General features: G+C 74.4%; 13 protein-coding genes. 6 read left to right on the top strand and 7 right to left on the bottom strand.

Annotated elements, in window-relative coordinates; genetic code table 11:
- Nucleotides 1–190 precede the first annotated feature (190 nt).
- Nucleotides 191–1,288, top strand: a complete 1,098-nt coding sequence (locus ACZ4UB_RS00065; RefSeq protein WP_468067297.1) for a M23 family metallopeptidase — start codon at nucleotides 191–193, stop codon at nucleotides 1,286–1,288.
- On the opposite strand, the gene ACZ4UB_RS00060 is transcribed toward ACZ4UB_RS00065, so the two are convergent.
- The 4 genes from ACZ4UB_RS00060 to ACZ4UB_RS00045 form a co-directional block, all read right to left on the bottom strand.
- Nucleotides 1,197–2,540, bottom strand: a complete 1,344-nt coding sequence (locus tag ACZ4UB_RS00060) for a PrsW family intramembrane metalloprotease (protein ID WP_468067296.1) — start codon at nucleotides 2,538–2,540, stop codon at nucleotides 1,197–1,199. The genes ACZ4UB_RS00065 and ACZ4UB_RS00060 overlap by 92 nt on opposite strands.
- 56 nt (nucleotides 2,541–2,596) lie before the next feature.
- The gene (trmB, locus tag ACZ4UB_RS00055) at nucleotides 2,597–3,403 is read right to left on the bottom strand and encodes a tRNA (guanosine(46)-N7)-methyltransferase TrmB (RefSeq protein ID WP_354379007.1); all 807 of its coding nucleotides are present in this window, start codon (nucleotides 3,401–3,403) and stop codon (nucleotides 2,597–2,599) included.
- A 106-nt stretch (nucleotides 3,404–3,509) separates the two neighbouring features.
- Complete coding sequence (locus ACZ4UB_RS00050) at nucleotides 3,510–4,610, bottom strand: FAD-dependent oxidoreductase (protein WP_468067295.1); 1,101 nt, start codon at nucleotides 4,608–4,610, stop codon at nucleotides 3,510–3,512.
- A gap of 75 nt (nucleotides 4,611–4,685) precedes the next feature.
- Nucleotides 4,686–6,377: a sporulation protein gene (locus ACZ4UB_RS00045; RefSeq protein WP_468067294.1), complete on the bottom strand. Its 1,692-nt coding sequence runs from the start codon at nucleotides 6,375–6,377 to the stop codon at nucleotides 4,686–4,688.
- Between the two features lie 591 nt (nucleotides 6,378–6,968).
- On the opposite strand from ACZ4UB_RS00045, the gene ACZ4UB_RS00040 reads away from it, so the two are divergent.
- Both ACZ4UB_RS00040 and ACZ4UB_RS00035 read left to right on the top strand, forming a co-directional pair.
- Nucleotides 6,969–9,224: an asparagine synthase-related protein gene (locus tag ACZ4UB_RS00040; RefSeq protein ID WP_468067293.1), complete on the top strand. Its 2,256-nt coding sequence runs from the start codon at nucleotides 6,969–6,971 to the stop codon at nucleotides 9,222–9,224.
- A gap of 419 nt (nucleotides 9,225–9,643) precedes the next feature.
- Nucleotides 9,644–13,030 (top strand): ATP-binding protein, encoded by a 3,387-nt coding sequence (locus ACZ4UB_RS00035; protein ID WP_468067291.1) that lies wholly within the window; start codon nucleotides 9,644–9,646, stop codon nucleotides 13,028–13,030.
- A 370-nt stretch (nucleotides 13,031–13,400) separates the two neighbouring features.
- Here ACZ4UB_RS00035 and ACZ4UB_RS00030 read toward each other — a convergent pair whose 3' ends face one another.
- Both ACZ4UB_RS00030 and ACZ4UB_RS00025 read right to left on the bottom strand, forming a co-directional pair.
- Nucleotides 13,401–15,377: a sigma-70 family RNA polymerase sigma factor gene (locus tag ACZ4UB_RS00030; RefSeq protein ID WP_468067290.1), complete on the bottom strand. Its 1,977-nt coding sequence runs from the start codon at nucleotides 15,375–15,377 to the stop codon at nucleotides 13,401–13,403.
- Nucleotides 15,378–15,641: 264 nt separating this feature from the next.
- Entirely contained in the window at nucleotides 15,642–16,424 is a 783-nt protein-coding gene (locus ACZ4UB_RS00025) for a TetR/AcrR family transcriptional regulator (protein WP_354379013.1), read from the bottom strand.
- A 343-nt stretch (nucleotides 16,425–16,767) separates the two neighbouring features.
- Between ACZ4UB_RS00025 and ACZ4UB_RS00020 the strand changes: the two genes are divergently transcribed.
- Together ACZ4UB_RS00020 and ACZ4UB_RS00015 are read left to right on the top strand one after the other, a co-directional pair.
- Complete coding sequence (locus ACZ4UB_RS00020; protein ID WP_468067289.1) at nucleotides 16,768–18,186, top strand: NAD(P)/FAD-dependent oxidoreductase; 1,419 nt, start codon at nucleotides 16,768–16,770, stop codon at nucleotides 18,184–18,186.
- Between the two features lie 131 nt (nucleotides 18,187–18,317).
- Nucleotides 18,318–20,087 carry an ATP-binding SpoIIE family protein phosphatase gene (locus tag ACZ4UB_RS00015; protein WP_468067708.1) on the top strand — a complete coding sequence of 590 codons (1,770 nt, stop codon included), beginning with the start codon at nucleotides 18,318–18,320 and terminating at the stop codon, nucleotides 20,085–20,087.
- An 84-nt stretch (nucleotides 20,088–20,171) separates the two neighbouring features.
- Here the strand turns inward: ACZ4UB_RS00015 and ACZ4UB_RS00010 are convergent, their stop codons facing one another.
- Nucleotides 20,172–21,461: an MFS transporter gene (locus ACZ4UB_RS00010; protein ID WP_468067707.1), complete on the bottom strand. Its 1,290-nt coding sequence runs from the start codon at nucleotides 21,459–21,461 to the stop codon at nucleotides 20,172–20,174.
- Nucleotides 21,462–21,585: 124 nt separating this feature from the next.
- Here ACZ4UB_RS00010 and ACZ4UB_RS00005 point away from each other — a divergent pair, with 124 nt between their 5' ends.
- A complete protein-coding gene (locus ACZ4UB_RS00005) occupies nucleotides 21,586–22,122 on the top strand; it encodes a MarR family winged helix-turn-helix transcriptional regulator (RefSeq protein ID WP_385781140.1) in 537 nt (178 codons plus the stop codon).
- The last annotated feature ends 519 nt before the right edge of the window (nucleotides 22,123–22,641 follow it).

The following is a 22,641-nucleotide window of genomic DNA, read 5'->3' as shown; positions in this document are numbered from 1 at the left end:
GTAGGTAAAAGGTGGGAAAGCTCAGCCCAAAGCCGGTCGGCGGGTGGCCGATTGGTATGAACGATCAATCGCAACTGCTTGGAATCACTCCCTGGTGTCTATTACCGTTCGATAACGCAGCGCGGTCGCCACAACCGTCGCAAGAGACGGCACAGTGCGCGTGCGCGCGGATTTCGAGGAGTGTGCCCCGGTGCCGTCCCAACTGCCCGGCCCCGACGGCGTCGAGGTCCAGGAATCCCCCACCGCCGGTGCTTGGGGCGAGTGGAATCCGACCGAGGACTCGGCCCGCCCGGTGCGCGGCAAGCACCGCGTGGCGCGCCAGCGCGGCGGACTGGCCCGCAGCTCCACCGTGCTCGGGGTGGGCGTCATCGCGGCCGTCGGCGCGGGCGGCATCGCCACCGCGCAGGGCCGCCCGCAGGTGGCCATCAGCATCCCGTCGCTGGGCGACCTGGGCGACCTGACCGGCTCCGACGACGCGGCGGGCGAGGGCGCGGGGCGCGCCGCGGACGGTTCGGCGAACGGGATCGTCCGCAGCGCCGCCGAGGGCGCGCACCAGGGCTTCGCCGCGGGCGCGCACCAGGGCCAGCAGCAGCGGGCCTCCGGTTTCGACGCGGGCGAGGTGCTGCGCCACCGGATCCTGCAGCAGGCCGAGTCCCAGCAGGACTCCGCCGCGGCCACGGCCAAGGCGGAGGCCGAGCGGACCGCGCAGCAGGCCGCCGCCGAGGAGGCCAAGCAGAAGCAGGCCGCGGCCCAGGAGGCCGCGCGTGCCACGGCGGAGGCGGAGGCCAAGGCCCAGGAAGAGGCGAAGGCGAAGGCGGCCGCGGCGCAGCAGCAGTCGGCCGACGCGGGCCCGTCCGCCTCCGGCCCCTCCGGTTCCACGCCCGCGCCCGCCGGCGGGTACGCGCTCCCCACCTCGGCCTACACCCTGACCTCGCACTACGGCGACGCCGGCTCGATGTGGTCCTCCGGCATGCACACCGGGCTCGACTTCGCCGCGCCGACCGGCACCCCGGTCAAGGCGGTGCACGACGGGAAGATCATCTCCGCGGGCTGGTCCGGCTCGTACGGCTACCGGATCGTGCTCCAACTCTCCGACGGCACCGAGGTCTGGTACTGCCACCTCTCCTCGATGTCGGTGACCTCGGGCACGGTCTCCACCGGCGAGACGATCGGCCGGGTCGGAGCCACCGGCAACGTCACCGGACCCCACCTCCATCTGGAAGTGCGTACGGACGGGGCGACGCGTGACCCGCTGGCATGGCTCCAGGGCAAGGGCCTGAACGTCTAGGACCGGGAACGGGAACGGGGGCGGAGACGGGAGCGGTCACCGGGACGGGAGCGGTCACGGGAGGGGACAGTTCCTCCATGACGGCCGCCCTGGCCAGCACCGGGCCCGCGGCCGCCCGGGCCCGCCACAGCCGCTCCAGCAACTCCCGCTCCCGGTCCACGAAGTCCGCCACGCGCCGCGGACCGCCGCTACGGGCCCCGTCGCGCAGCAGGGCGAGCGCGGCCGCGTCCGCCGTGTAGGCGGCGACCACCCGGGCCGCCGGCCGGCCGCCCGCGCTCCGGGCCAGCGCCCGGGCCAGCGCCCGGGCGGGCACCGACGCGAGCGCGGCCGCCTCCGCGGGGCCGAGCCATCCGGCGCCCGCGTAGACCCGCAGCTCGCGCGCGACCGTGCGCAGTTGACCGCGCCGGATCCGGACGGCAAGCCCCACCAGGGCCGCGAAGACCGGGACCATCACGCAGCCGTAGACGACGTAGAAGCCGTACGCGCCCAGCTCGGACGAGCTGTTCCACAGGGCGTGCGCTCCCATGGCGAGCCCCAGCCCCAGCGGCGGCAGCCAGGTCCGGACCGGGCGGCGGGCGCTGCGCGCGGCCAGGCCCAGGCCGAGCCCGGTCAGCGCGGTGAACAGCGGGTGGGCGAAGGGCGACAGCATGATCCGGACGAAGAAGGTGGCCGCCGTCGTGGAGTCGAGCACGGTGGTGCCGCTGTCCAGGTCCTCGCCGAAGGCGTTGCCGAGGTAGAGGATGTTCTCGGTGAAGGCGAAGCCCGTGGCGGTGAAACCGGCGAGGACCAGCCCGTCCGCGGGACCGGTGAAGTGTCGTCTTCGGAAGGTGAACACCAGCAGCAGCGCGGCCGCCTTCGCGCTCTCCTCGACGACGGGGGCGACCGCCACCGAGCCGAGCCGGTCGGCGGCGGAGGGATCGGTGGCGGCCGCGACCATCCACTCGCTCGCGAAGTTGTTGGCCACTATGGCGATCAGCGCCGCGGTGCAGGCCCCCCACCCCGCGCAGAACAGCAGCCGGGACCAGGGCAGCGGCGCTGCCCGCCCCAGCCACCGGAACGCCGCCATGAGCGGCGCCACCGGGAGCAGGGCCAGCCCGAGCCCGACGAAGAACCCGGCGGTGCCGGTCTGTTCCCGTACGAGCTCCAGGATGGCCACGCCGGACAGGGCCACGCAGGAGAGCAGGGCGACGAGCACGCACGTGCGGACCGCGCCCGACGGACGTGCGAGCACACCGGGGAGCGCTCGGAACACGTCATCACCCTAGCGAGCGGCTCCGACACGCGCAGTGACGTTGGCCGTTATCCCCGTTACGGGGTACGGCGGAACAGAAGGTCGTGTACGACGTGCCCCTTGTCGAGCCCCTGGCCCTCGAAACGGGTGAGTGGCCGGAAGTCGGGGCGCGGTGCGTAACCGCCGTCCGCCTGCGTGTTCTCGAACAGGGGGTGCGCGCCGAGGACTTCGAGCATCTGCTCGGCGTACGGCTCCCAGTCGGTCGCGCAGTGCAGCACGGCCCCGGGGGCCAGCCGGGTCGCGGCCAGGTCGAGGAACTCGGGCTGGATCAACCGCCGCTTGTGGTGGCGGGCCTTGGGCCACGGGTCCGGGAAGTAGACGCGCAATCCGGCGAGGGAGTCGGGCGCCAGCATCTCGCGCAGCAGGATGATCGCGTCGCCGTTGGCGACCCGGATGTTGTCGAGGCCGCCGCGCTCGGCGAGCGCGAGCAGGTTGCCCTGGCCGGGCGTGTGCACGTCGGCGGCCAGGATCCCGGTGTCCGGGTCGGCGGCGGCCATCTGCGCCGTGGCCTCGCCCATGCCGAAGCCGATCTCCAGGACGACGGGGCGACCGTCGAAGAGCTTGTTCAGGTCGATGACCTCGTGCCCGTCGATGTCCAGGCCCCAGGTCCCCCACTTGCGGCGCAGCGCCTCGCCCTGGCCGGTGGTCACCCGGCTGCGGCGCGGCTGGAAGCTGCGGATGCGGCGCTCGTGGTGCGAGCCCGCCGGGTCGGGCGCGGGCCCGTCGGGAAACCGGGGCTCCGTGCGCCAGCGCGGCGGAACGTGGGGAGCCGCCCCCTCGGGGGCGTCGGGGGTACCGGGCTGCGGATTCAGTGACTCAGACACAATGCCCCGATTCTACGACCCGCCCGTCTCCCCCACGCTTCGAAGGACCCCGCTTCGGAGGCCTCCGCTTCGAAGTCCTCCGCCCGGCACCCGGGTACGGGCCGGCTCAGCCCCGCAGCATCCGCAGGGCGCGGCGGGCCACCGCGCTCCCCACCGGTAGCGCGCCCGTCACCCCGGGCAGCGCCACGTCCACCAGGTGCACCGCGCCGGGCGTCTCCCGGACCAGGACCTCGTCCACCGGCGTCCCGTCCGGGCGGACGGCCCGCGCCCGCAGCCCGGCGGCCCCCGCCGCGGGTACGAGGTCCGCCCGCGACACCCCGGGCAGCACCTTGCGCACCGCCTCCACGAACTCCCCCGCCCCCGACTCCGCCCCCGCCGCGACGTGGACCTCGCCGTCGATCCCGCGGAGCAGGTGGACACCGGGGAAGGGGTGCGTCGGGTCCGGGAGCGCGTCGATCGGGCCGCGCAGCAGCGAGGGCCGCGCCAGGTCGTAGTACTCCCCCCGGAACGCCGAGATCCGCACCCCCGGGTCGTCCCCGGCCAGCCGGGCCACCCGGTCGCTGCGCACCCCGGCGCAGTTCACCAGCACCTTCGCCCGCAGCACCTCGCCGGAGGCGGTCCGCACCGCGACCCGGCCCGGCCGCCGCCGGATCCCCTCCGCCCGCGCCCCGTACCGGATCTCCGCGCCGGAGGATCGTGCGAGCTGCGCCGCCAGCCGTCCGTGGTCCACGACCGCGGTCGTCCCGACCCGGATCGCGGCCAGTGCGCGGACTTCCGGCTCGTACTCCCTGATCTGCGCCGGGCCCAGCTCCCGCACCGGAACCCCCAGCCGGCGGCCCCGCTGGACCAGCGCGTGCAGCCGCGGCAGCTCGGCCCGCTCCGTGGCGACGACCAGCTTCCCGGTCACCTGGTGCGGCACGCCGTGTTCCGCGCAGAACGCGGCCATCTCGGCCGCGCCCCGCACCGCGAGCCGGGCCGTGAGGGATCCGGGCCGGTGGTGGATCCCGCTGTCCACGACCCCGCTGCCGACCGCCCCGCCGCGGCGCCCGCCGTGGAGCCCGTCCTGGCGCCCGCCGCGGGGCCGGACCGCTTCGGCCCCCCGCTCCTCCAGCACCACGACCCGCGTGCCGGGGGCGAGGCGCGACAGCGCGTGCGCCGTCGACAGGCCGACGATCCCCCCGCCGATCACCAGCACATCGCAGTCCACGTCGCTGCCACCTCCCACCCCCGCATACTGCACCCCACCACTGACAACGCGGCGCGGCAGCCGTGCGCGGACGCCCTACGCCGGAGTCACCAGCAGCGGCCGGGCCCGCTCGCGCAGCTCGGCCACGCGCGGCTCGTCGCCGTACGGTTCCAGCCGGTGCAGCAGGTCCCGTACGTACTCCGTGGTGCGCGCCGAGGAGATCCGGCCCGCGACCTCCACCGCCCGGGTCCCGGCCGCGCAGGCGGCGTCGAGGTTGCCGGACTCCAACTCGGCGACCGCGCTCACCACCAACCGCAGCCCGTGCGAGCGGACGTACTCCTCGGTGGGGCGCGACAGCGCCTGCTCGGTGAACCGCCGTACCTGCCGGGGCAGTTTGAGGTCCCGGTAGCATTCCGCCGCATCCGCCGCGAAACGGTCGTACGAGTAGAAACCGAGCCAGGTCGGATCGGGGTCCCCCTCCCGCGCCCGCTCCAGCCAGCCCTCCGCCGCCCGCAGCGCCCCGCCGGCGGCCACCGGATCGCCCGACTTCGCGTGCGCCCGGGCCTCCACCAGCCGGAAGAAGCTCATGGTGCGGGCCGTGGCCAGCCCCCGGTTGCGCTCGACGGCGGCCTGCGCGAGGTCCACCCCCTCGTCCGGGAAGTCCCGGTAGGTGGCCTGGAGGGACATCGAGGCCAGGACGTACCCGCCGAGCGGTACGTCGGCGGCCGCGCGGGCCAGCCGCAGCGCCTGGATGTAGTACCGCTGGGCCGCCTCCTGCTGGCCGGTGTCGAAGGCCATCCACCCGGCCAGCCGGGTCAGCTCGGCGGTCGCCCCGAACAGCGCCCGACCCACCTCGTCGGTGTAGGAGCCCAGCAACAGGGGGGCCGCGTCCACCCGCAGGCACTCGGGGACCATCGAGGAACGCCAGTCCCCACCGCCGTACTTGGAGTCCCAGCGGCGCGCGTCCTCGGCCGCCTCGCGCAGCTTGGCCACGTCGCTGTGGCCGACCCGCTGCGGGGTCGGGTCCGGGGAGTGCGCGGCCGTCGGCTGGCCGGGCGCGCGGGGCGTTTCGGCGCCGGACTGCGCGGGCACAAAGGAGGTCGGCGGCGATGTGACCGGGACCGCGGGGCCACCACCCGGAGCACCGCCCGCCGCGCCGCTGCCCGTCGTGCCGCCCGTACCGCTCGCTCCTCCTGTGCCGCCCGTACCGCCCGTACCGCTTGTCCCTCCCGCAGCACCTGTACCGCTCGCAGCACCCGTACCGCTCGCACCTCCCGCCGCACCGTCCGAGAGAGGGGGGGCCGGAGCATTGGCCTCACGCGCCACCGAGCCGTCCGCCGGAGATATCAACCAGCGCGAGGCGGGCGTCGCGTACGCCGCCACGGAGAAGGAGCCGGCCAAGGACTGCCAGATCCCGCCGCCCCCGCGCCGGCCCGCGAGGTCGAGACGGTAGAGGTCGGTGGCCGAGCGCACCGCCGCGCCCACGTCGCGCGGGAAGGCGAGGCCGACCTCGGGCGCGGGGTCCGCGTCCGCCAGTCCGATCTCGTGCAGCGGTACCGGTCGCCCCAGCTTGGCGCCGATGGCGGCGGCGATGAGATGAGGGGCCGCGCCCTGCGGCACCATGCCCTTGGACACCCACCGGGCGACCGAGGTCTTGTCGTACCGGAGCGTCAGTCCACGCTGCGCCCCGAGGTCGTTGACCCGCCGGGCCAGCCCCGCGTTGCTGATGCCCGCGAGGGCGAGGACGGCGCCGAGCTTCTCGTTCGGCTCACGGAGCTCCCTGGACATGCGCCACCCCTCGTCACACACGTGGAACGCAGACCGTCGTCGGGGCATAGGCGCCCGGCAACGTAAACCCAGCGTAGTTCGCCGCATCCCAAGCGTTAAGGCCCCGCCTTCCGGATGGCGAGATTGTTGTCCGTACGCACAGTCGGGGCCGGGGTCGTGCCCGGGGCGCACGTGTCAGTGCGTGCTCCGCCCGTGTGGCCGTGCGCCCGCCCGTGCGCTCTGCCCCGCCCCGGGGCCCGGCGATTCGATGTGCGGTGCGTGGGTCGGCCCGACGCGTGGATCCGGCGGGCCGGGAGGGACCGCCGCCTCAATCCCCGCGGGTGGCGGTACGGTCCGGGAGGTGGACGCCGCTTCCCGGACCGCGCCCCCGCGCGGGCACTCAGTACGGCCGAAGAATGGCCGAAACCGACCTATGGGGCGGTGGGCACGGAACGCCAAATACCGCGTGGGCGGGGCGTGTTCGTTTGCATGTGCGCCCCCCTTAACCACTCTCGCACGCCTGTCTCGTGGCAGCATGGACCCGAGCCACCCGGGGTCCCGCCGTCCGGCCGTCCGGCCCCGGTCACGTGCCCACGGGCTGGGGAGACGGCTATGCGGTGGTTGGTGGGCTGGAGCAGTATCGCCGCAAGCTTCGGCACGGTCGGGCGCGTCGGCGAGCCCGGCCGGGGGCCCGACGGGCTGAGCGGCGGCCTCGCGGACGTCCCGCGCACCTCGTACGCCTCCCACTCCCCCTACGCCTCCACGGGTCCGGTCGGTTCCCCGGGATCCGCCGGCGCGTACGGCGCCTACGGCGAGCCCGACGAGTACACCGAACGCACCCTGCACCCGGTCGGCGCCCAACTCCTGTGGGGCGACCCCGACCCGCTGTGGGCCGTCGGCGACTGGCGCCCCGACGAGATCCGCACCGTCACCGCCGACCCCGCCGACCCCTTCACCCGGCTCGCCGTCCTCGGCTGCTGCGGCGCCAGCGACGCCGAACTGCGCCGCGCCCTCTACGCCGCCCGGGGCGGCGCCCTGCGCCACCTCACCCAGTGGCCCGGCAGCTACACCGCCGTCGTCCAGGCCGGCCGCCGGATCACCGTCGTCGGCGACCTCGCCGGCGCCCGGCCCGTCTTCTACACCCCCTGGGCGGGCGGAACGGCGTACGCCACCGCGGCCCTCCCCCTCGCCGACCTGATCGAGGCCCAGCTCGACATCGGCCACCTCGCCGCCCTGCTGGCCTGTCCCGACAGCCCCGAGGCACTGGGCGACGGCACACCGTACGCGGGGGTGCGCCGGATCCCGCCCGGGCACGCGATCATCCTGCGCGAGGGCTCCCGCGAGATCACCGGCTACGAGCCCGTCGCCTCCCTCGCCGTCGCCGCGCCCGAGATGGAGGCCGAGGCCGCGACCGAGGGCGTGCGGGAAGCACTCGTCGACGCGGTGCGCGCCCGGCTCACGGCGCCCCGCCATGCCCCCGACACCCTGCCCCACGACCCCGGGCCGGTTCCCGGCATGGGCCCCGCCGACCGTCGCGCCGCCCGCGGCGCCCCCACCGCCGGCGTGGGCGCCGACCTCTCCGGCGGCAGCGCCTCCGCCACCCTCGCGCTCCTCGCCGCCGGACTGCCCGGCGCCCCCGGCACCGTCCTCGGGCACGGCTCCGGGGCCGGCGAACGCCTGCTCGCCGTCACCTTCAACGACCTCGCCACCCCGGGGGGCCGCGAGGGCGAGCTCGAACGGGCCCACGCCATCGCCGCCGACCCCCGCCTGCACCACGTCGTCGTCGCCGCGGCCGAGGAGGCCCTCCCGTACGCCGACCTCGACGGCCCCCTCACCGACGAACCCGGCCCCTCCCTCGTCCTCGCCGCCCGCGACCGGCGCCGACTGGCCTCGGGCAGCGCCGACCACTTCGTCGGCCACGGCGCCCGCCAGGTCCTCGACGCGCACCCCGCCCGGCTGGCCGACCTCCTCATGGACCGCCGCAGACGCCACCTGCTGCGGCCCGTCGCCGCGCTCGCCCGCTCGGCCGGCGCCGAAGGCCAGTCCTCCGGCCAGTCGCTGCTCGTCCCCCTGACCGTGTACTCCGCCGCCCGCCGCCTCGCCCGTACGCCCTACCGCGCGGGCATGGAAGCGGCCGCCGCCCGGCTGCGCGAGGGCCTGCTGCCCCGGAGCGCCGCCAGCCCGCTCGACGCCTCCCTCGCCGCCCTCACCTGGTGCCGGCCCGGGCCCGCCGCGGGCTGGCTGACCGGCGAAGCCCTCGCCGAGGTCGCCGTCCGGCTCGCCGCGGCCGCGGGCCGGCCCCCGCTGTCGCTGCGCCCCGGGGAGGCCCGGGCCCGCTCGGTCCTGGCCCGGCACGCGGCCGACCACCGGGTCTTCGAACAGGCCGTGGAGGTCCGCAGCCAGCGGCTGCACGCCCCCTTCCTCGACAACCAGGTCGTGCGCGCGGCCCGCGCCCTGCCCGAGTCCCTGCGGGTCCAGCCCGGTGCCCGCGCCGCGATCCTGCGGACCGTCCTCGCGGGCACGGGCGTGCGCGAACTCCCGCCCGGTTGGGGCGCCCCGGCCCACTCCGCCAACGAAACGGCGGTCCGGCTCGGGCTGCGCGCCGCCCTCGACCCGTTGCTGGCGCTCTTCACCGCCCCGCTGTTGGCGGACGCGGGCCTGATCGAGGCGCGGGTCATCCAGCAGGCCCTGATCGATGCGGCCCAGGGCCATCCGGTCCCGCTGGACGGCCTCGCCGAACTGGTCTCCGTGGAACTGTGGCTGCGCCGCCTCCTGGCCCGCCGCGGCACCTGCTGGACGGGCACCTCCTCCCCCCGCCGCCGCGCCGTCCCCACCGGCATCCCCCTCCGCCGCCCGGCCCTCTCCTAACGGCCTCACGGCGCCTACGGCGTGCCCTCAAACGCCGGGCGGGCTGGATGTGGCCCGCTGGCGTGCCCTCAATCGCCGGGCAGGCTGGATGGTGCCTTCGGTGGGCTCTCGTTCTCCGGTGGGCGGGGTGGTCGCTCCGGGGGGCCCTCAATCGCCGGGCAGGCTGGGTGTGGCCCGCTGGCGGGCTCTCAATCGCCGGGCAGGCTGGATGGTGCCTTCGTCGGGCCCTCGTTCTCCGGTGGGCGGGGTGGTCCCTCCGGCGGGCCTCAATCGCGGGCCGGGCCGGGTGGATTCAGCCTCGCCGGCGTTTGAGGCGCGGGTCCGGGCGGAGCCCGGTTTCGGGAAGGGGCGGGGAGGGGAACGGCCCCGCGCAGCGGAACCCCCACCCCCCGCCCCCACCCCCAAGGCAAAATGACCCCGTGCGGTACCTGATCCTCGGCAACACCCAAGCCCGTGACGATTCCGGCTCCCCCCTCCCCATCGGCGGCGCCCGCCTCCGCGCCCTCCTCGCCTCCCTCGCACTCCGAGCCGGCGCCCCCGCCGTTCCCGTCTCCGTCCTCATCGACGAGATCTGGGCCGAGGACCCGCCCCACGACGCCCCCGCCGCCCTGCAGGCCCTCGTATCCCGCCTGCGCCGCACCCTCGGCGGCAAGGACACCGTCCAGGCCGACCCCACCGGCGGCTACCGCCTGTCCGCCACCCGGGACGACGTGGACCTGTACGAATTCCAGCGCCTGGCCCGCCAAGCCGCCCGGGCCCTCTCCGCGCCCCCGCCCGGAGCAGCGTCCCCGCCCGGAGCAGCGCCCCCCGCCGACATCCTCCGCACCGCCGAGGCCCTCCGTACCGCCCTCGCCCTCTGGCGCGGCCCGGCCCTCGCCGACCTCCCCGACCCCGCCACCCGCGCCGCGCACGCCATCGGCCCGGAGGCCCAGCGCGCGGCCGCCGTCCGCGACCTCATCGAGGCCGAACTGCGCACCCCCACCACCGATCCGGCCACGCTGCTCCCCGAGATCGAGGCGCTGATCGCGGCCCACCCGTACGACGAGCCCCTGCGCGCCCAGCAGTTGCGCGCCCTGCGCGCCGCCGGCCGCACCGCCGACGCGCTCGCCGCGTACGACCGCACCCGCCGCGCCCTCGCCGAAGACCTCGGCACGGACCCCGGCCCGGAACTCACCGCCCTCCACGCCGACCTCCTCCGCCCCACCGCCACCCCCATCCCCACCCCCACCTCCGCGCCACCGACCACACCCCCCACCCCCACCGAGCGCCGCGGCAACCTCCGCCCCCGGCTCACCTCCTTCGTCGGCCGCGAACCCGAACTGGCCGCCCTCCACACCGACCTGTCCCGCGCCCGCCTCGTCACCCTCACCGGCCCCGGCGGCTCCGGGAAGACCCGCCTCGCCGAACACGCGGCCGCCCGCCACGCCGAGCGCACCGACCCCGCCACCCCGGCCACCCCCACCGAACCGGTCTGGCTGGTCGAGCTGGCCCGCCTCGACCACCCGGCGGCCGTCCCCGGCGCGGTCCTCAGCGTCCTCGGCCTGCGCGACACCGTCCTCGTCGGCCGCGAGAAGCCCGTCGCGCAGGACCCCACCACCCAACTCCTGGAACACTGCGCCCAGCGCCGCCTGCTCCTCGTCCTCGACAACTGCGAGCACGTCATCGGGGCCGCCGCCGAGCTGGCGGAGCGGCTGCTCACGCACTGCCCGGGCGTGCGGATCCTGGCCACCAGCCGCGAGCCCCTCGGCGTGCCCGGCGAGAACGTCCGCCCCGTCGAACCCCTCCCGCCCGACCACGCGCACCGCCTGTTCGCGGAGCGCGGCGCCGCCGCCCGGCCGGGGTTCTCCGTGGCGGACGCCCCGCACGCCGTCGCCGAGATCTGCGCCCGGTTGGACGGGTTGCCGTTGGCGATCGAGTTGGCGGCGGCGCGGCTCCGGTTGTTGACCCCGCGGCAGATCGCGGACCGGTTGGACAACCGGTTCCGGTTGTTGACGAGCGGGAGCCGTACGGTGCTGCCGCGCCAGCAGACGCTGCGGGCGGTGGTCGACTGGTCGTGGGAGCTGCTCGACGCCGACGAGCGCACGGTGCTGCGCCGCCTGTCGGTCTTCGCCGGCGGCTGCGACCTGACCGCGGCCGAAGCCGTCTGCGCCCGGCGCGACCCCGACGCCCCGTCCGGGACGGACATCACCGACATCGCGGACGTGGCCGACGTACTCGGCGCCCTGGTCGACAAGTCCCTCGTCGTGGCCGAGCCAGCCCCGGTCCGGGTCTCGCCCGGGGGTTCTGCCTCCGCCGACGGCGCCACCGCGATGCGCTACCGCATGCTGGAGACCATCCACGAGTACGCCGCCGAGCGCGCCGCCGAGGTCCCCGCCGATCTGGCCGCCACCGTCCGCCGGCACACCGCGCACTTCACGGCCCTGGCCGAGGAAGCGGAACCCCGCCTGCGCTCCGCGGCCCAGCTCCCCTGGATCGTGCGGATCGAGGCCGAGCTGGACAACCTGCGCGCCGCCTTCACCGCCGCGGTCTCGGACGCCGACCTGGAGACCGCCCAGCGGCTCGTCTTCGCCCTGGGCTGGTTCTGGTGGCTGCGCAACTACCGGACCGAGGGCGCCGAGTGGGCCGGCCAGGTGATCGAGCTCGACCCGGTGGAACCGGCCGCCGACACCCCCGCGTACTGGCGCTGGATGCGCCTCCAGCTCCTCCACGTGTTCCTGCTGTCGGAAACCCGCCCGATCGGGGAGTTCCGCACGCCCGAACGCCTGGCCCTGGCCGAGCGCATCCAGCGGGCCTTCCGCCGACCCGGCCCGGAGGCCGCCCGCTTCCCCGGCATGCTGTGGCCGCTGACCTGCTACCTCACCGGCGACGCCCTCGACTTCCACGCCGGGCTCGACGAGACCGTCGCGAACTGCCGTGCGCACGCGGGCGAGTGGGAGCTGGGCGTGACCCTCATGCTCCGTACGCACGTCGCCATCGACATCATCGGCGGACTGCCGACGGTCGACGCGGACCTGGCGGAGCTCCACGAGATCGCCCGTCGTGTCGGTGACCGTTGGACCCGCGCCCAGGTCTCCAGCGCCGCCGGCGAGGTCGCGCTCTCGCGCGGCCGGTTCGACTGGGCGCGCGCCGAGTACGAGGAGTGCCTGCGCCTCGCCCGCGAGGTCGGCTCGCACTTCGAGGCGCCGTTCGCGCTCGCCCGGATCGCCGAGACCGCCTACTGCCTGGGCGACTCGGCGGACGCCCTGCGGCTGCTGGCGGAAGCCGACGCCGAGGCGTACGACACCCAGGTGACCGACGTCCTGGCCTTCTCCCACCTCCTCGGTGGGATGATCGCGCTCGACCAGGGCGATCCCGTCCGGGCGCGCGCCGAGTACGAGCGGGCCGCGGTCGAGTCGCTGCGGGCGAACGTGCCGCCGCAGTTCGTGGCGGGCCTGGCGAATCTGGACGCCCGGCTCAAGGCGCTGGAGGAGGGCCCGGCCGCCGCACTGGCCGTGATCGTGCCGACGCTGGAGAAGGCGCTCACCGAGCACTGCGCGGAACGGGTGCTGGCCGTCCTCGCCGAAACGACCGCGGCGCTGCTGGCGGACCTGGACCGGCCCGCCGGGTCCGTACGCGCGCTGGCCGCGGCCACCGCCTGGCGGGGCGGGTTCCCGCGCTCCGTACCCGAAGAGGCCCTGGTGCACGACCTACCGGCCCGCAACAGCTCCGCCCTCGGCCCGTCCACCTACGACCACGAGGCCAGGACGGGCACCACCCTCTCCCCCCGAGCCCTCCTCACCGACCTCACCACCCCCACCAGCCCGTGAGCCGCCACGCCGACCTCACCCCTCCGTGACCGCCGGCCCCCCTCAGCCACAGGCGGGACTGCTGGCCCCTATCCAGCCCCGCCGGCGCTTGAGGCGCCCCCGGAGCCCCCACTCAGCTACAGGCGGGACTGCTGGCCCCCTTCCAGCCCCGCCGGCGTTTGAGGCGCCCCCGGAGGGCCGCACTAAGCCGCAGGCGTCCGGCGGGCCTCACTTCTCCGGGACCGCTGGGCCCCTTCCCAGCCTCGCCGGCGTTTGAGGCGCCCCGGGAGGGCCCACTCAGCCGCAGGCGGGACTGCTGGCCCCTATCCAGCCTCGCCGGCGTTTGAGGCGCCCCCCGGAGGGCCCACTCGGCCGCAGGCGCTCGGCCGGGTCACCGACAGCTGATCACCGAGTCGGCCCAGGCGGCCAAGGTCAGATCGGCACGTCGATCGGCGTGCTCCACCACCAGCCGCAGCGTCTTGCGACCGGTGAGCGGGACCTCGACCGGCACCGCGGGCTCGCCGTAGGACAACGGGCCCGACCGCCACAGCCGCACCCCGTCGCCGTACACGGAGAAGCGCACGGCGCCGTCACCCGGCAGGGACAGCCCGTCCACCCCGGCCCGCGCGGAGAAGGAGCTGCACACCCGGTTCAGGGTGATCTCCACCGAGGACCGGGCGTTGACGGTGATCCCCTGCCCGTAGCGCCGGTCGCCGACCACCAGCCCCCACCGCTGCCACACCCAGCTGCTGCGCCAGGTCTGCACCTCGGGCCCGTCGTGGTCGCCGAGCGCGGACTGCTCCAGCCGCACCAGCTGGTAGCCGGTCGCGGGAACGGGCCGCGGGCTCGGCTTCGGCGAAGGCCGCGGGGGACTCGGCGTCGCCCGCGAAGGGCTCGGCTTCGCGGGGGTCGGCGCGGCCGGCGAGGCCGACCGGGGCGGCGACGGCGAGGGCGCGCGCGGCGCCGAAGCGCGCGGCGACGGTACGGGCGCCCGCACGACCGGCGGCTGCGGCGCGGGCGCATCGGGCTCCGGGGAGAGCGGAGCCGGGACGTGCGGGAGGGCGGGCGCGACGGCGGTCGGCTTCGGCGCCACCTGGGCCTCGGGCTTCGCGTCGTCCCCGGCCAGCGCGAACACCACCCCGGCCGCGGCGGCCACCACCACACCGGCGGCGATGGCGGCCTTGGCGGGAAGCCCCAGCCCTTCGGAGGCCAGCGCCCCCGCACCCGAGGCCCCGGCCCCGGACCCACCGGCGGCCCCCGCCGCCCCGGCCCCGGCCGTCGAACCCCCCGCGGCCGCCGCGGCGGCACCCGCACCGCCCGCGGCCACGACCCCACCGGCCACCACCCCGGCCGCCTTGACCGCGTACCCGGCGGCGAACCACCCGATGACCGCGACCGGAAGCAGCGCCGGGATCCCGGCATTGACGTCCTTGAGTTCACCGGCGACCAGCCGGCACTTCACGCACTCCTCCAGGTGCTTGCGCAGCCCCCGCTCGGCCCGCACCCGCAGCCCGCCCCGGGCATGGGCGCCCAGCCGGTCGGCGTAGCGGGCGCAGTCCCCGCCCTCGCTCAGCGCGGTGCTCACATGCGCCTGGAGGTAGGCCTGCTTGAGCCCCTCCCGGGCCCGGCTGGCCAGCACCGCCGTGGCGTTGGCGGTCAACCCGAAGAGCGGGGCGATCGCGCTCGGCGAGGCCTCCTCGACGGTGGTGTGCCACAGCACGGCCTGCCACCGCTCGGGCAGGCTGCGGAAGGCCTGCATGGCCAGCGACTGCTCGGCCTCGTGCATGGCCCGTACGTCCGCGCCCAGTTCCAGGGCGTCCGCGCCGGGCGCCAGCCCCGTCCCCGCCTCGACTCCCGCGCCGGCCTGCTCCGCGAACAGGGCGAAGTCCTCGACGAGCTGCTCCCGCTTGGCGGTCTTCGTCCAGGCCGCGGCGACCCGACGGACCGTGGTGAGCAGGTAGGCGCGCACCGCCTGGTCGGGCCCGGCTCCGCCGCGCACCGCCTGGAGGGTCCGGGCGAACACCTCGGCGGTCAGGTCGTCGGCGGTGTGCGCGTCGCGGCAGCAGGAGCGCGCGTAGCGGCGTACGGGATCGGCGTGCCGCCGGAAGAGCTCCTCGTAGGCGCCGTCGTCACCCCCGCGCATCCGCGCGATCAAATCGGCGTCGGACGGAGGTAGTTCCGCACCGGCCGCACCAGCCGCACCGGCCGAGCCCCCCGCGGACCCCACCGCGCTCGTACCACCGCTGGTCCGGGCGCCGCTCGGTTCGCGTTGGGCGGGGACCTGCCGGGCGGGCAACGCACCCGCGTCGGACTCGCCGCCGGGGCCCTCCGCACCGGAGCCCGGATCTTCCCGCCCGTCAACGCCCATCGCGCAAGCCCCCGCAGGACACACTCAGCCGGTACACCGAACCAGCGTGTCACACGGCGACCGCGCACCGGACCGCTCCGGACGGCATCCACTCCTCCGGGCAGGATTCGGCGAATTCCCGCACCTCACCTCACCCGTTCGGGTGAGCCTCCGTTCGAGGGACCCGCTCCACGGTCTTCACCCGCAGGAGCCGCACGCGCGGCCGGTCCACCCGGTTTCCCGGCGGACCGACCGCGCGACGGCGACGCGGCCGTGACGGTCCGCTCAGACGGTCCGCGAGCGGAGCCCCTCCAGCAGGATGTCCAGCAGCCGGGCCGAGGCGGCCGCCTGCTGGGCCGGGTCCGGCAGTGCGGGCGCGGCGGTGGCGATGACGAGCAGGACATCGGCCACCGTGACGTCGCGGCGCAGTTCACCGGCCTCCCGGGCGCGGTCGACCAGCCGGCCGACGACCTCCAGGAGCGCACCGGCGCCCGCGTCCTGCGACGGCTCGTCCTCGATGGAGGTGCGCCCGCCCACGACCCGCAGGTCCGGCTGGCCGCCGACCACCACGGCCTGCCGCTGCTGCGGCACCCGCGCCGTGTCCACGGCCTCCAGCACGTCCTGGCCGTCCTCGCTGGCCGAGCCGACCCGCAGCACCTGCGGCGGCAGCAGCCGCCCGGCGCCCGAGGCGACGGAGGTGCGCAGGAAGCGCGACAGCGCCTGCCACGGCTCCTCCTCCTGACCGAGCGCGGCCCTGGCCTGCTCGGTCAGTCGGGAGGTCTCCTCCTCGGCTATCCGCCGGACCAGGACGTCCTTGCTCGGGAAGCGCCGGTAGACGGTGCCGACACCGACGCGGGCGCGCCGCGCGACGTCTTCCATCGGAGCCCCGTAGCCCAGTTCACCGAACACCTCGCGCGCGGCGCGCAGGACGTGCTCGAGGTTGCGCTGTGCGTCGACCCGCAGGGGCGTGGAGCGGCCCACGCCGTGCGAGGTTCCACCAGCGATCACACGAGTGGCGCCCTCGGCCGAGAGCGCGGTCGCAGACCCATGGAAATCGGAAATGTTCATATGTTTCCCCCGGTAATCATTTGTCTCCCCCCGGAGACAGTCCCCGCCTTCGTGTCGAGGGGGGCCACAGTCATGTGGGCCCTGGTCCTAACTCCTCGACGGGCTACGAACATAGTTGAGCCAGAGTCAATTCAGAAGAGGCAGCTCCGTACGGACCATCGCTCGATCGGAGCATTGACCCCCACTTTTCCGTTCCAAGCCCCCGGAATCACCCCCTCCGCACTGCCTGACCTGCGCACCTCACCCCCCATCCACATCTGTGAACCAGCCCTCCACACCCCCACCTCCGGTCACACAATTTGTCGAGCCTGTGGACAAACTCCCGGCCACGTTGCGTCATGGGATGGTGAAGGCTGCTAACTCCCGGGGCTCGGCCCCCGGCACCCCGCCCCGGACACGCATCCTCGTCGTCGGCGGAGGTTACGTCGGCATGTACACGGCGCTCCGGCTCCAGCGAAAGCTGAGAGCCGACGAGGCCGAGGTCACGGTGGTCAGTCCCGAGCCGTACATGACCTACCAGCCCTTCCTCCCGGAGGCGGCCGCCGGCTCCATCTCCCCGCGCCACGTCGTCGTACCGCTGCGCCGCGTGCTGGACCGCTGCCGCATCATCGTGGGCGAGGCCCGCAGCATCGACCACGCCAAACGGACCGCGACCATCACCACCCTCGCCACCGCCGAGGAGGGCACCGGCGCCGTCGAGATCGAGTACGACGAGATCGTCCTCGCCCCCGGTTCGGTGTCCCGCACGCTCCCCATCCCGGGACTCGCCGAGTACGCCATCGGCTTCAAGACCGTCGAAGAGGCCATCGGCCTGCGCAACCACGTCATCGAACAGATGGACATCGCCTCCTCGACCCGCGACCCGGCCATCCGCGACGCGGCCCTGACCTTCGTCTTCGTCGGCGGCGGATACGCGGGCGTCGAGGCCCTCGCGGAGCTGGAGGACATGGCCCGCTACGCCGCCCGGTACTACCACAACATCAAGCCCGAAGACATGAAATGGGTGCTGGTGGAGGCCAGCGACCGGATCCTCCCCGAGGTCGGCCCCGACATGGGCAAGTACACGATCCGTGAACTGCGCGCCCGCAACATCGACCTGCGCCTGGAGACCCGCCTGGAATCCTGCGCGGACCGCGTCGCCGTCCTCAGCGACGGAGCCCGCTTCCCCACCCGCACCGTCGTGTGGACCGCGGGCGTCAAGCCCCACCCCGTCCTCGCCGCCTCCGACCTGCCCCGCAACGAACGCGGCCGGCTCGCCTGCACCGCCTTCCTCACCGTCGCGGGCGTCGAACACGCCTGGTCCGCCGGAGACGCGGCCGCCGTCCCCGACATCACCGCCGCCGCACCGGGCACCGAATGCGCCCCCAACGCGCAGCACGCCGTCCGCCAGGCCAAGGTGCTCGCGGACAACCTGGTCCACGCCCTGCGCGACGAAGTGCTCACCGAGTACGCCCACAAGTACGTCGGCTCCGTGGCCTCCCTCGGCCTCCACAAGGGCGTCGCCCACGTGTACGGCCGCAAGCTCAAGGGCTACCCGGCCTGGCTCATGCACCGCGTGTACCACCTGAGCCGCGTCCCCACCTTCAACCGCAAGATGCGCGTCCTCGCCGAATGGACCCTCTCCGGGCTGTTCAAGCGCGAGATCGTCTCCCTCGGGTCCCTCGAACACCCCAGGGCCGAATTCGAACTCGCCGCGGGCGGCGGACCCAAGGAACCCCCGCCCCCGCCCGCCCCCAACCCCCCGAAGGACAACCAGCGCTGACGTTGTCAGTGTGGTCGGCCACACTGGACGTGTGACCATAGGTGGGCTCACACCTGCACAGAGTGACACCGCCGAGCGACCGACCACGAGCGATGTAGCGACCAATAGCGACACCACGAGGCTTGAACGCAGTGAACTTCACGCGCTGGAGCGCCCGGTTTCCAGGAACGCAGCGCCGCGCCGCCGCCCGGAACGAACATGCCGCAGCCCAGGCCAAGCGGGGCGAAGGCTCCGTCCCGGCAGCCCGCGGCGTCCGCGCCGACCCCACCGGCAGTGGCACCGAGCGGAGCCCGTCCCCCCAGGACGGCGACCCCGCAGGCCCCACGGACCCCACCGTCTCCGGGACCGGAACCGGATCCGCCGCGGCGCTCGCCGCGGTGCCCTCCCTCGACGTGCTCTCCGTGCGCGAGGTCCTCGGGTGCCTCCCGGCCCGCGTCGCGCTCGTCCACGGTCCCGAGCACCGCATCGCCTACGTCAACGACGCCTACACCGCGGGCTTCGGCCCCCGGCCCACCGGCGCCGCCGCCCACGAAGCCCTGCCCGAACTCGGCGAGCTCGGGCTGCTCCCGCTCCTCGACCAGGTCCTGCGCAGCGGCAAGCCCCGTACCGCCAAGAACCGCAAGGCACCCGGCGGCAGCTCCTACACCGCCACCTGCACCCCCGTGGACTTCCCCGAGGCCGACGGCGCGGGCCGCAGCGCGGGCGTGCTGATCCACCTCGCCGACGTCACCGACCACGCCGAAGCCGTCGAACGGCTGCGCACCGCCGAGCGCCGCCAGCGCGAGGCCGTCGTCACCCTCCAGCGCTCCCTGCTCCCGCAGGAGCTGGAACAGCCCGACGACCTGCGCATCGCCGCCACCTACCAACCCGGCGGCACCGAGGCCGCGGTCGGCGGCGACTGGTACGACGTCATCACCCTCGGCGCCGGCCGCACCGCCCTCGTCATCGGCGACGTCATGGGCCGGGGCGTCCGCGCCGCCGCCGTCATGGGCCAGCTGCGCACCGCGGTGCGCGCCTACGCCCGGCTCGACCTGCCCCCGCACGAGGTGCTCCAGCTCCTCGACGGACTCGCGGCCGAGATCGACGCCAGCCAGATCGCGACCTGCGTGTACGCCGTCCACGACCCCAGCGAGGGCCTGCTGGCCTACGCCTCCGCGGGCCACCTGCCCATCCTCGTCCGCGACGAGGACGGCACCGTCCGGCGCGCCGCCGACCCCACCGGGCCCCCGCTCGGCACCGGGGGCTGGCTGCACACCTCCGGCACCATCGCGCTGGGGCCCGGCTCCACCGCGGTCCTCTACACCGACGGCCTCGTCGAGCGCCGGGGCGAGGACATCGACGAGGGCGTGGCCGCCCTGGAACGCGCGCTCTCCGGCGCCCTGGGCACCCCCGCCGTCATCTGCGACCGGCTGATGCGCGCCCTGGGCGTGGACGCCGATCACGACGACGACGTCGCCGTGATGGTCCTCCAGCAGCCCGCCCGCGTCGGCTCGGAGGCGGAGCTCTTCCACAACGCGGCCCTGGAGCTGCTGGGCGGCATCGAGGCGGCCCCGCGGGCCCGGGCCTTCGCCCAGGGCGTCCTCGCCTCCTGGCGCTTCCCGATGGAGCTGTGCGACCTCGGGGTGCTGGCCGCCAGCGAGCTCGTGGCGAACTCCCTCCAGCACGGCACCCCGCCGATGCGCCTGCGCCTGCGCCGTACGGACCGACGCCTGATCATCGAGGTCACCGACGGGGACGACCACCTGCCGCGGCGCCGGCGCGCCGAACCGGCCGACGAGACGGGCCGCGGCATCTCGATCGTCGCGACCATCGCCTCCTCGTGGGGCACCCGGCGCACCCCGGGCGGCGGCAAGGCCGTCTGGTGCGAATTCGCCCTCCCGGACAAGAAGCCGGGCGAGTAGGCGCGAGGCCGAGGAGCCGGACGCACGGAAGGCCCCGGTCCGACGGGACCGGGGCCTTCCATGCGTCCTGCGTACGATCGCCCGTTACGCCGAGACGGGCTCGGCGACGGCCGCGGCCCGCGGGGCCGACACCTGGGCCGGCGCGGCCTTCAGCAGCGACGGGTTGTCCTGCACCGGCGTCAGTCGCTTGCCGAGCCGCAGCGCGAGCCAGGCGATGCCGAGCGAAACCACGACGAAGATCCCGATGTAGAGCATCGGCACCCCGGCACCGACCGGCACGCCCAGCGGCCCGAGCGCCAGCGCCATCTGCTTGACCAGGGCGAAGGCCGAGTTGTACTGGCCGACCGAACCCTCCGGCGCCAGGTCCGCCACCAGCGGAGCCAGCGTGGGCGACAGCATGGCCTCACCGATGCCGAAGAGGGCGTACGTCGTGATGAACGCGGCGGCGGCCATCATGGCGCTGCCGTGCCCCAGACCCGAGAAGCCGGCTATGAGCCAGGCGCCCGTCCAGATCACGCCGACCAGGGCGATGACGCGCGAACGACGACGCTTCTCGACCAGCCGCAGCACCACGAACTGCGCCACGACGATCGCACCCGTGTTGGCGGCCAGCGCGAAGCCGAGCGTGGAGGGGGAGATCCCGGCCGCTTCGGTACCGAAGGCGGCGAGACCGGACTCGAACTGCCCGTAGCAGGCGAAGAAGATCACGAAGCCCAGCACGCAGAGCTGGACCATCGCCTTGTGCTCCAGCAGCCGCTTCCAGCCGCTCCCACCCGCCTGGGCGGGGTCCTTCGGCACCGCGTCCTTGATGCTCGGCGCGTGCGGCATCCGCACGGTGGCGATCACGCCCGCCAGCACCAGGAACATCACGGCCTCGATGCTGAACAGCAGGGTGAAGCTGCCGGGACGCTCCACGTCCACGATCTGCCCGCCGATGAGGCCGCCGATGCCCAGACCCAGGTTCTGCATGAAGAACTGGAGCGCGAAGGCACGGGTCCGGGTGCTCGGGGTGGAGCACCACACGATCATCGTGGCCAGCGCGGGCTGCATGACGGCCTGACCGGCCCCCAGCGCCAAGGCGGACAGCAGGATCGGTACGACGCCGGTCGACAGCCCCAGCGATATCGCGCCCACCGACGCGGCCACCGCCGCGCCCATGACCACGGGGACGGGCCCGCGCCGGTCGATGATCCGACCGGTGAGGGGCAGCGCGAGAAGGGCGCCCAGGGCGAACGCCACGAAGGCGCACGTCGCCGTAGCCGCGCCAAGATCCCGCACCTGCGCCACGTAGATATAGAGGAACGGAACCGTGAAACCGATACCGAACGCGGTCAGCGCGTTACCGGCCTGGATCCTCCGCATCGCAGCGCCCATCACCTTGGTCACTTCTCACCTGCCTTCACTACTGAAGCCTGAAGACTTCATACCTAAAGTTCGATCCTTAACTCTACACACCGAAGGAGTTAGACGCCAATGGGCTCGTGCCATACTTCGGACCATGGGTGACACCCCCGACGGCACTACGCCCGTCCACGAGCCGAGCCTCGATGAGCAGATCGCCGTCTACCAGCGCGAATTCCAGGACCTCGACCCCCAGGTCGAGAAGGTCGTGTCGGCCCTGAGCCGCCTCAACCGCCGGATGAACGTCGCGTACGGCCGCCAGACGGCGGCCCTGGGCATCAGCAACGCCGAGTGGGAGGTCCTCAAGGCCCTCGTGCTCGCGGGCGACCCCTACCGGATGGGCCCGAGCGAGCTGGCGAAGCAGCTGGGCCTGACGCCCGCCGCGATGACCCACCGGATCGACCGCATGACCGCGGACGGTCTGGTGACGCGGGAGCGTGACGAGTCCAACCGGGTCCGCGTGATCGTGGAGCTGACGAACGAGGGCCGCAGCAAGTGGCTCGACGCGATGCGCGCGGCCACGCTCTTCGAAGAGGACCTCCTCCAGGACCTCTCCACCGCGGAGCGCGCCCTGCTCGGCGACATCCTCACGCGCCTGCTGGACCGGGTCGAAGGCCTCCAGTCGCCCGCCTGACCTGGCACGCGAACCCGGGGTTGACACCGACCCCGCGAGTCCGTAAGGTTCTCCGAGTTGTCCCGTAGCCGGAACGGTTCTGTGACAGCAGATGACGCCGCCTCGTAGCGGCACCCAACTCAGCACGATCTCCCACCGGGAACGAATTCGGCATGCCCGAATTCCAACCGGGGCCCGATTATGAGCCACCCGGGAAATCCGATAGAGTTTGGGAGTCGGAACGGCCCAACAGCCGCGAAGACAAAGCCCGCTGACTGGGAGTCAGGCCCGAAAGGATCTGATAGAGTCGGACTCGCCGGAAAGGGAAACGCGAAAGCGAGAACCTGGAAAGCGAAAAGCAGGATCCCGCTTCGACCGGGAATCGGACACGAAAGAGTCTGATAGAGTCGGAAACGAAGAACGAAGCCCGGAGGAAAGCCCGAGAGGGTGAGTACAAAGGAAGCGTCCGTTCCTTGAGAACTCAACAGCGTGCCAAAAATCAACGCCAGAAGTTGATACCCCGTCCACTTCGGTGGATGA

It is taken from the genome of Streptomyces sp. NPDC028419 (assembly GCF_055565515.1).
Note: the sequence above shows the minus strand (reverse complement) of the source record. Positions and strands in the feature narration are given on the sequence as shown.

Bases quoted from the DNA above. Each gene is read 5' to 3' on its own strand.
- ACZ4UB_RS00040 (WP_468067293.1), top strand. From the start codon at position 6,969: ATGCGGTGGTTGGTGGGCTGGAGCAGTATCGCCGCAAGCTTCGGCACG.
- ACZ4UB_RS00025 (WP_354379013.1), bottom strand. From the start codon at position 16,424: ATGAACATTTCCGATTTCCATGGGTCTGCGACCGCGCTCTCGGCCGAG.
- ACZ4UB_RS00020 (WP_468067289.1), top strand. From the start codon at position 16,768: ATGGTGAAGGCTGCTAACTCCCGGGGCTCGGCCCCCGGCACCCCGCCC.
- ACZ4UB_RS00005 (WP_385781140.1), top strand. From the start codon at position 21,586: ATGGGTGACACCCCCGACGGCACTACGCCCGTCCACGAGCCGAGCCTC.
- ACZ4UB_RS00030 (WP_468067290.1), bottom strand. From the start codon at position 15,377: ATGGGCGTTGACGGGCGGGAAGATCCGGGCTCCGGTGCGGAGGGCCCC.
- ACZ4UB_RS00045 (WP_468067294.1), bottom strand. From the start codon at position 6,377: ATGTCCAGGGAGCTCCGTGAGCCGAACGAGAAGCTCGGCGCCGTCCTC.
- ACZ4UB_RS00010 (WP_468067707.1), bottom strand. From the start codon at position 21,461: ATGGGCGCTGCGATGCGGAGGATCCAGGCCGGTAACGCGCTGACCGCG.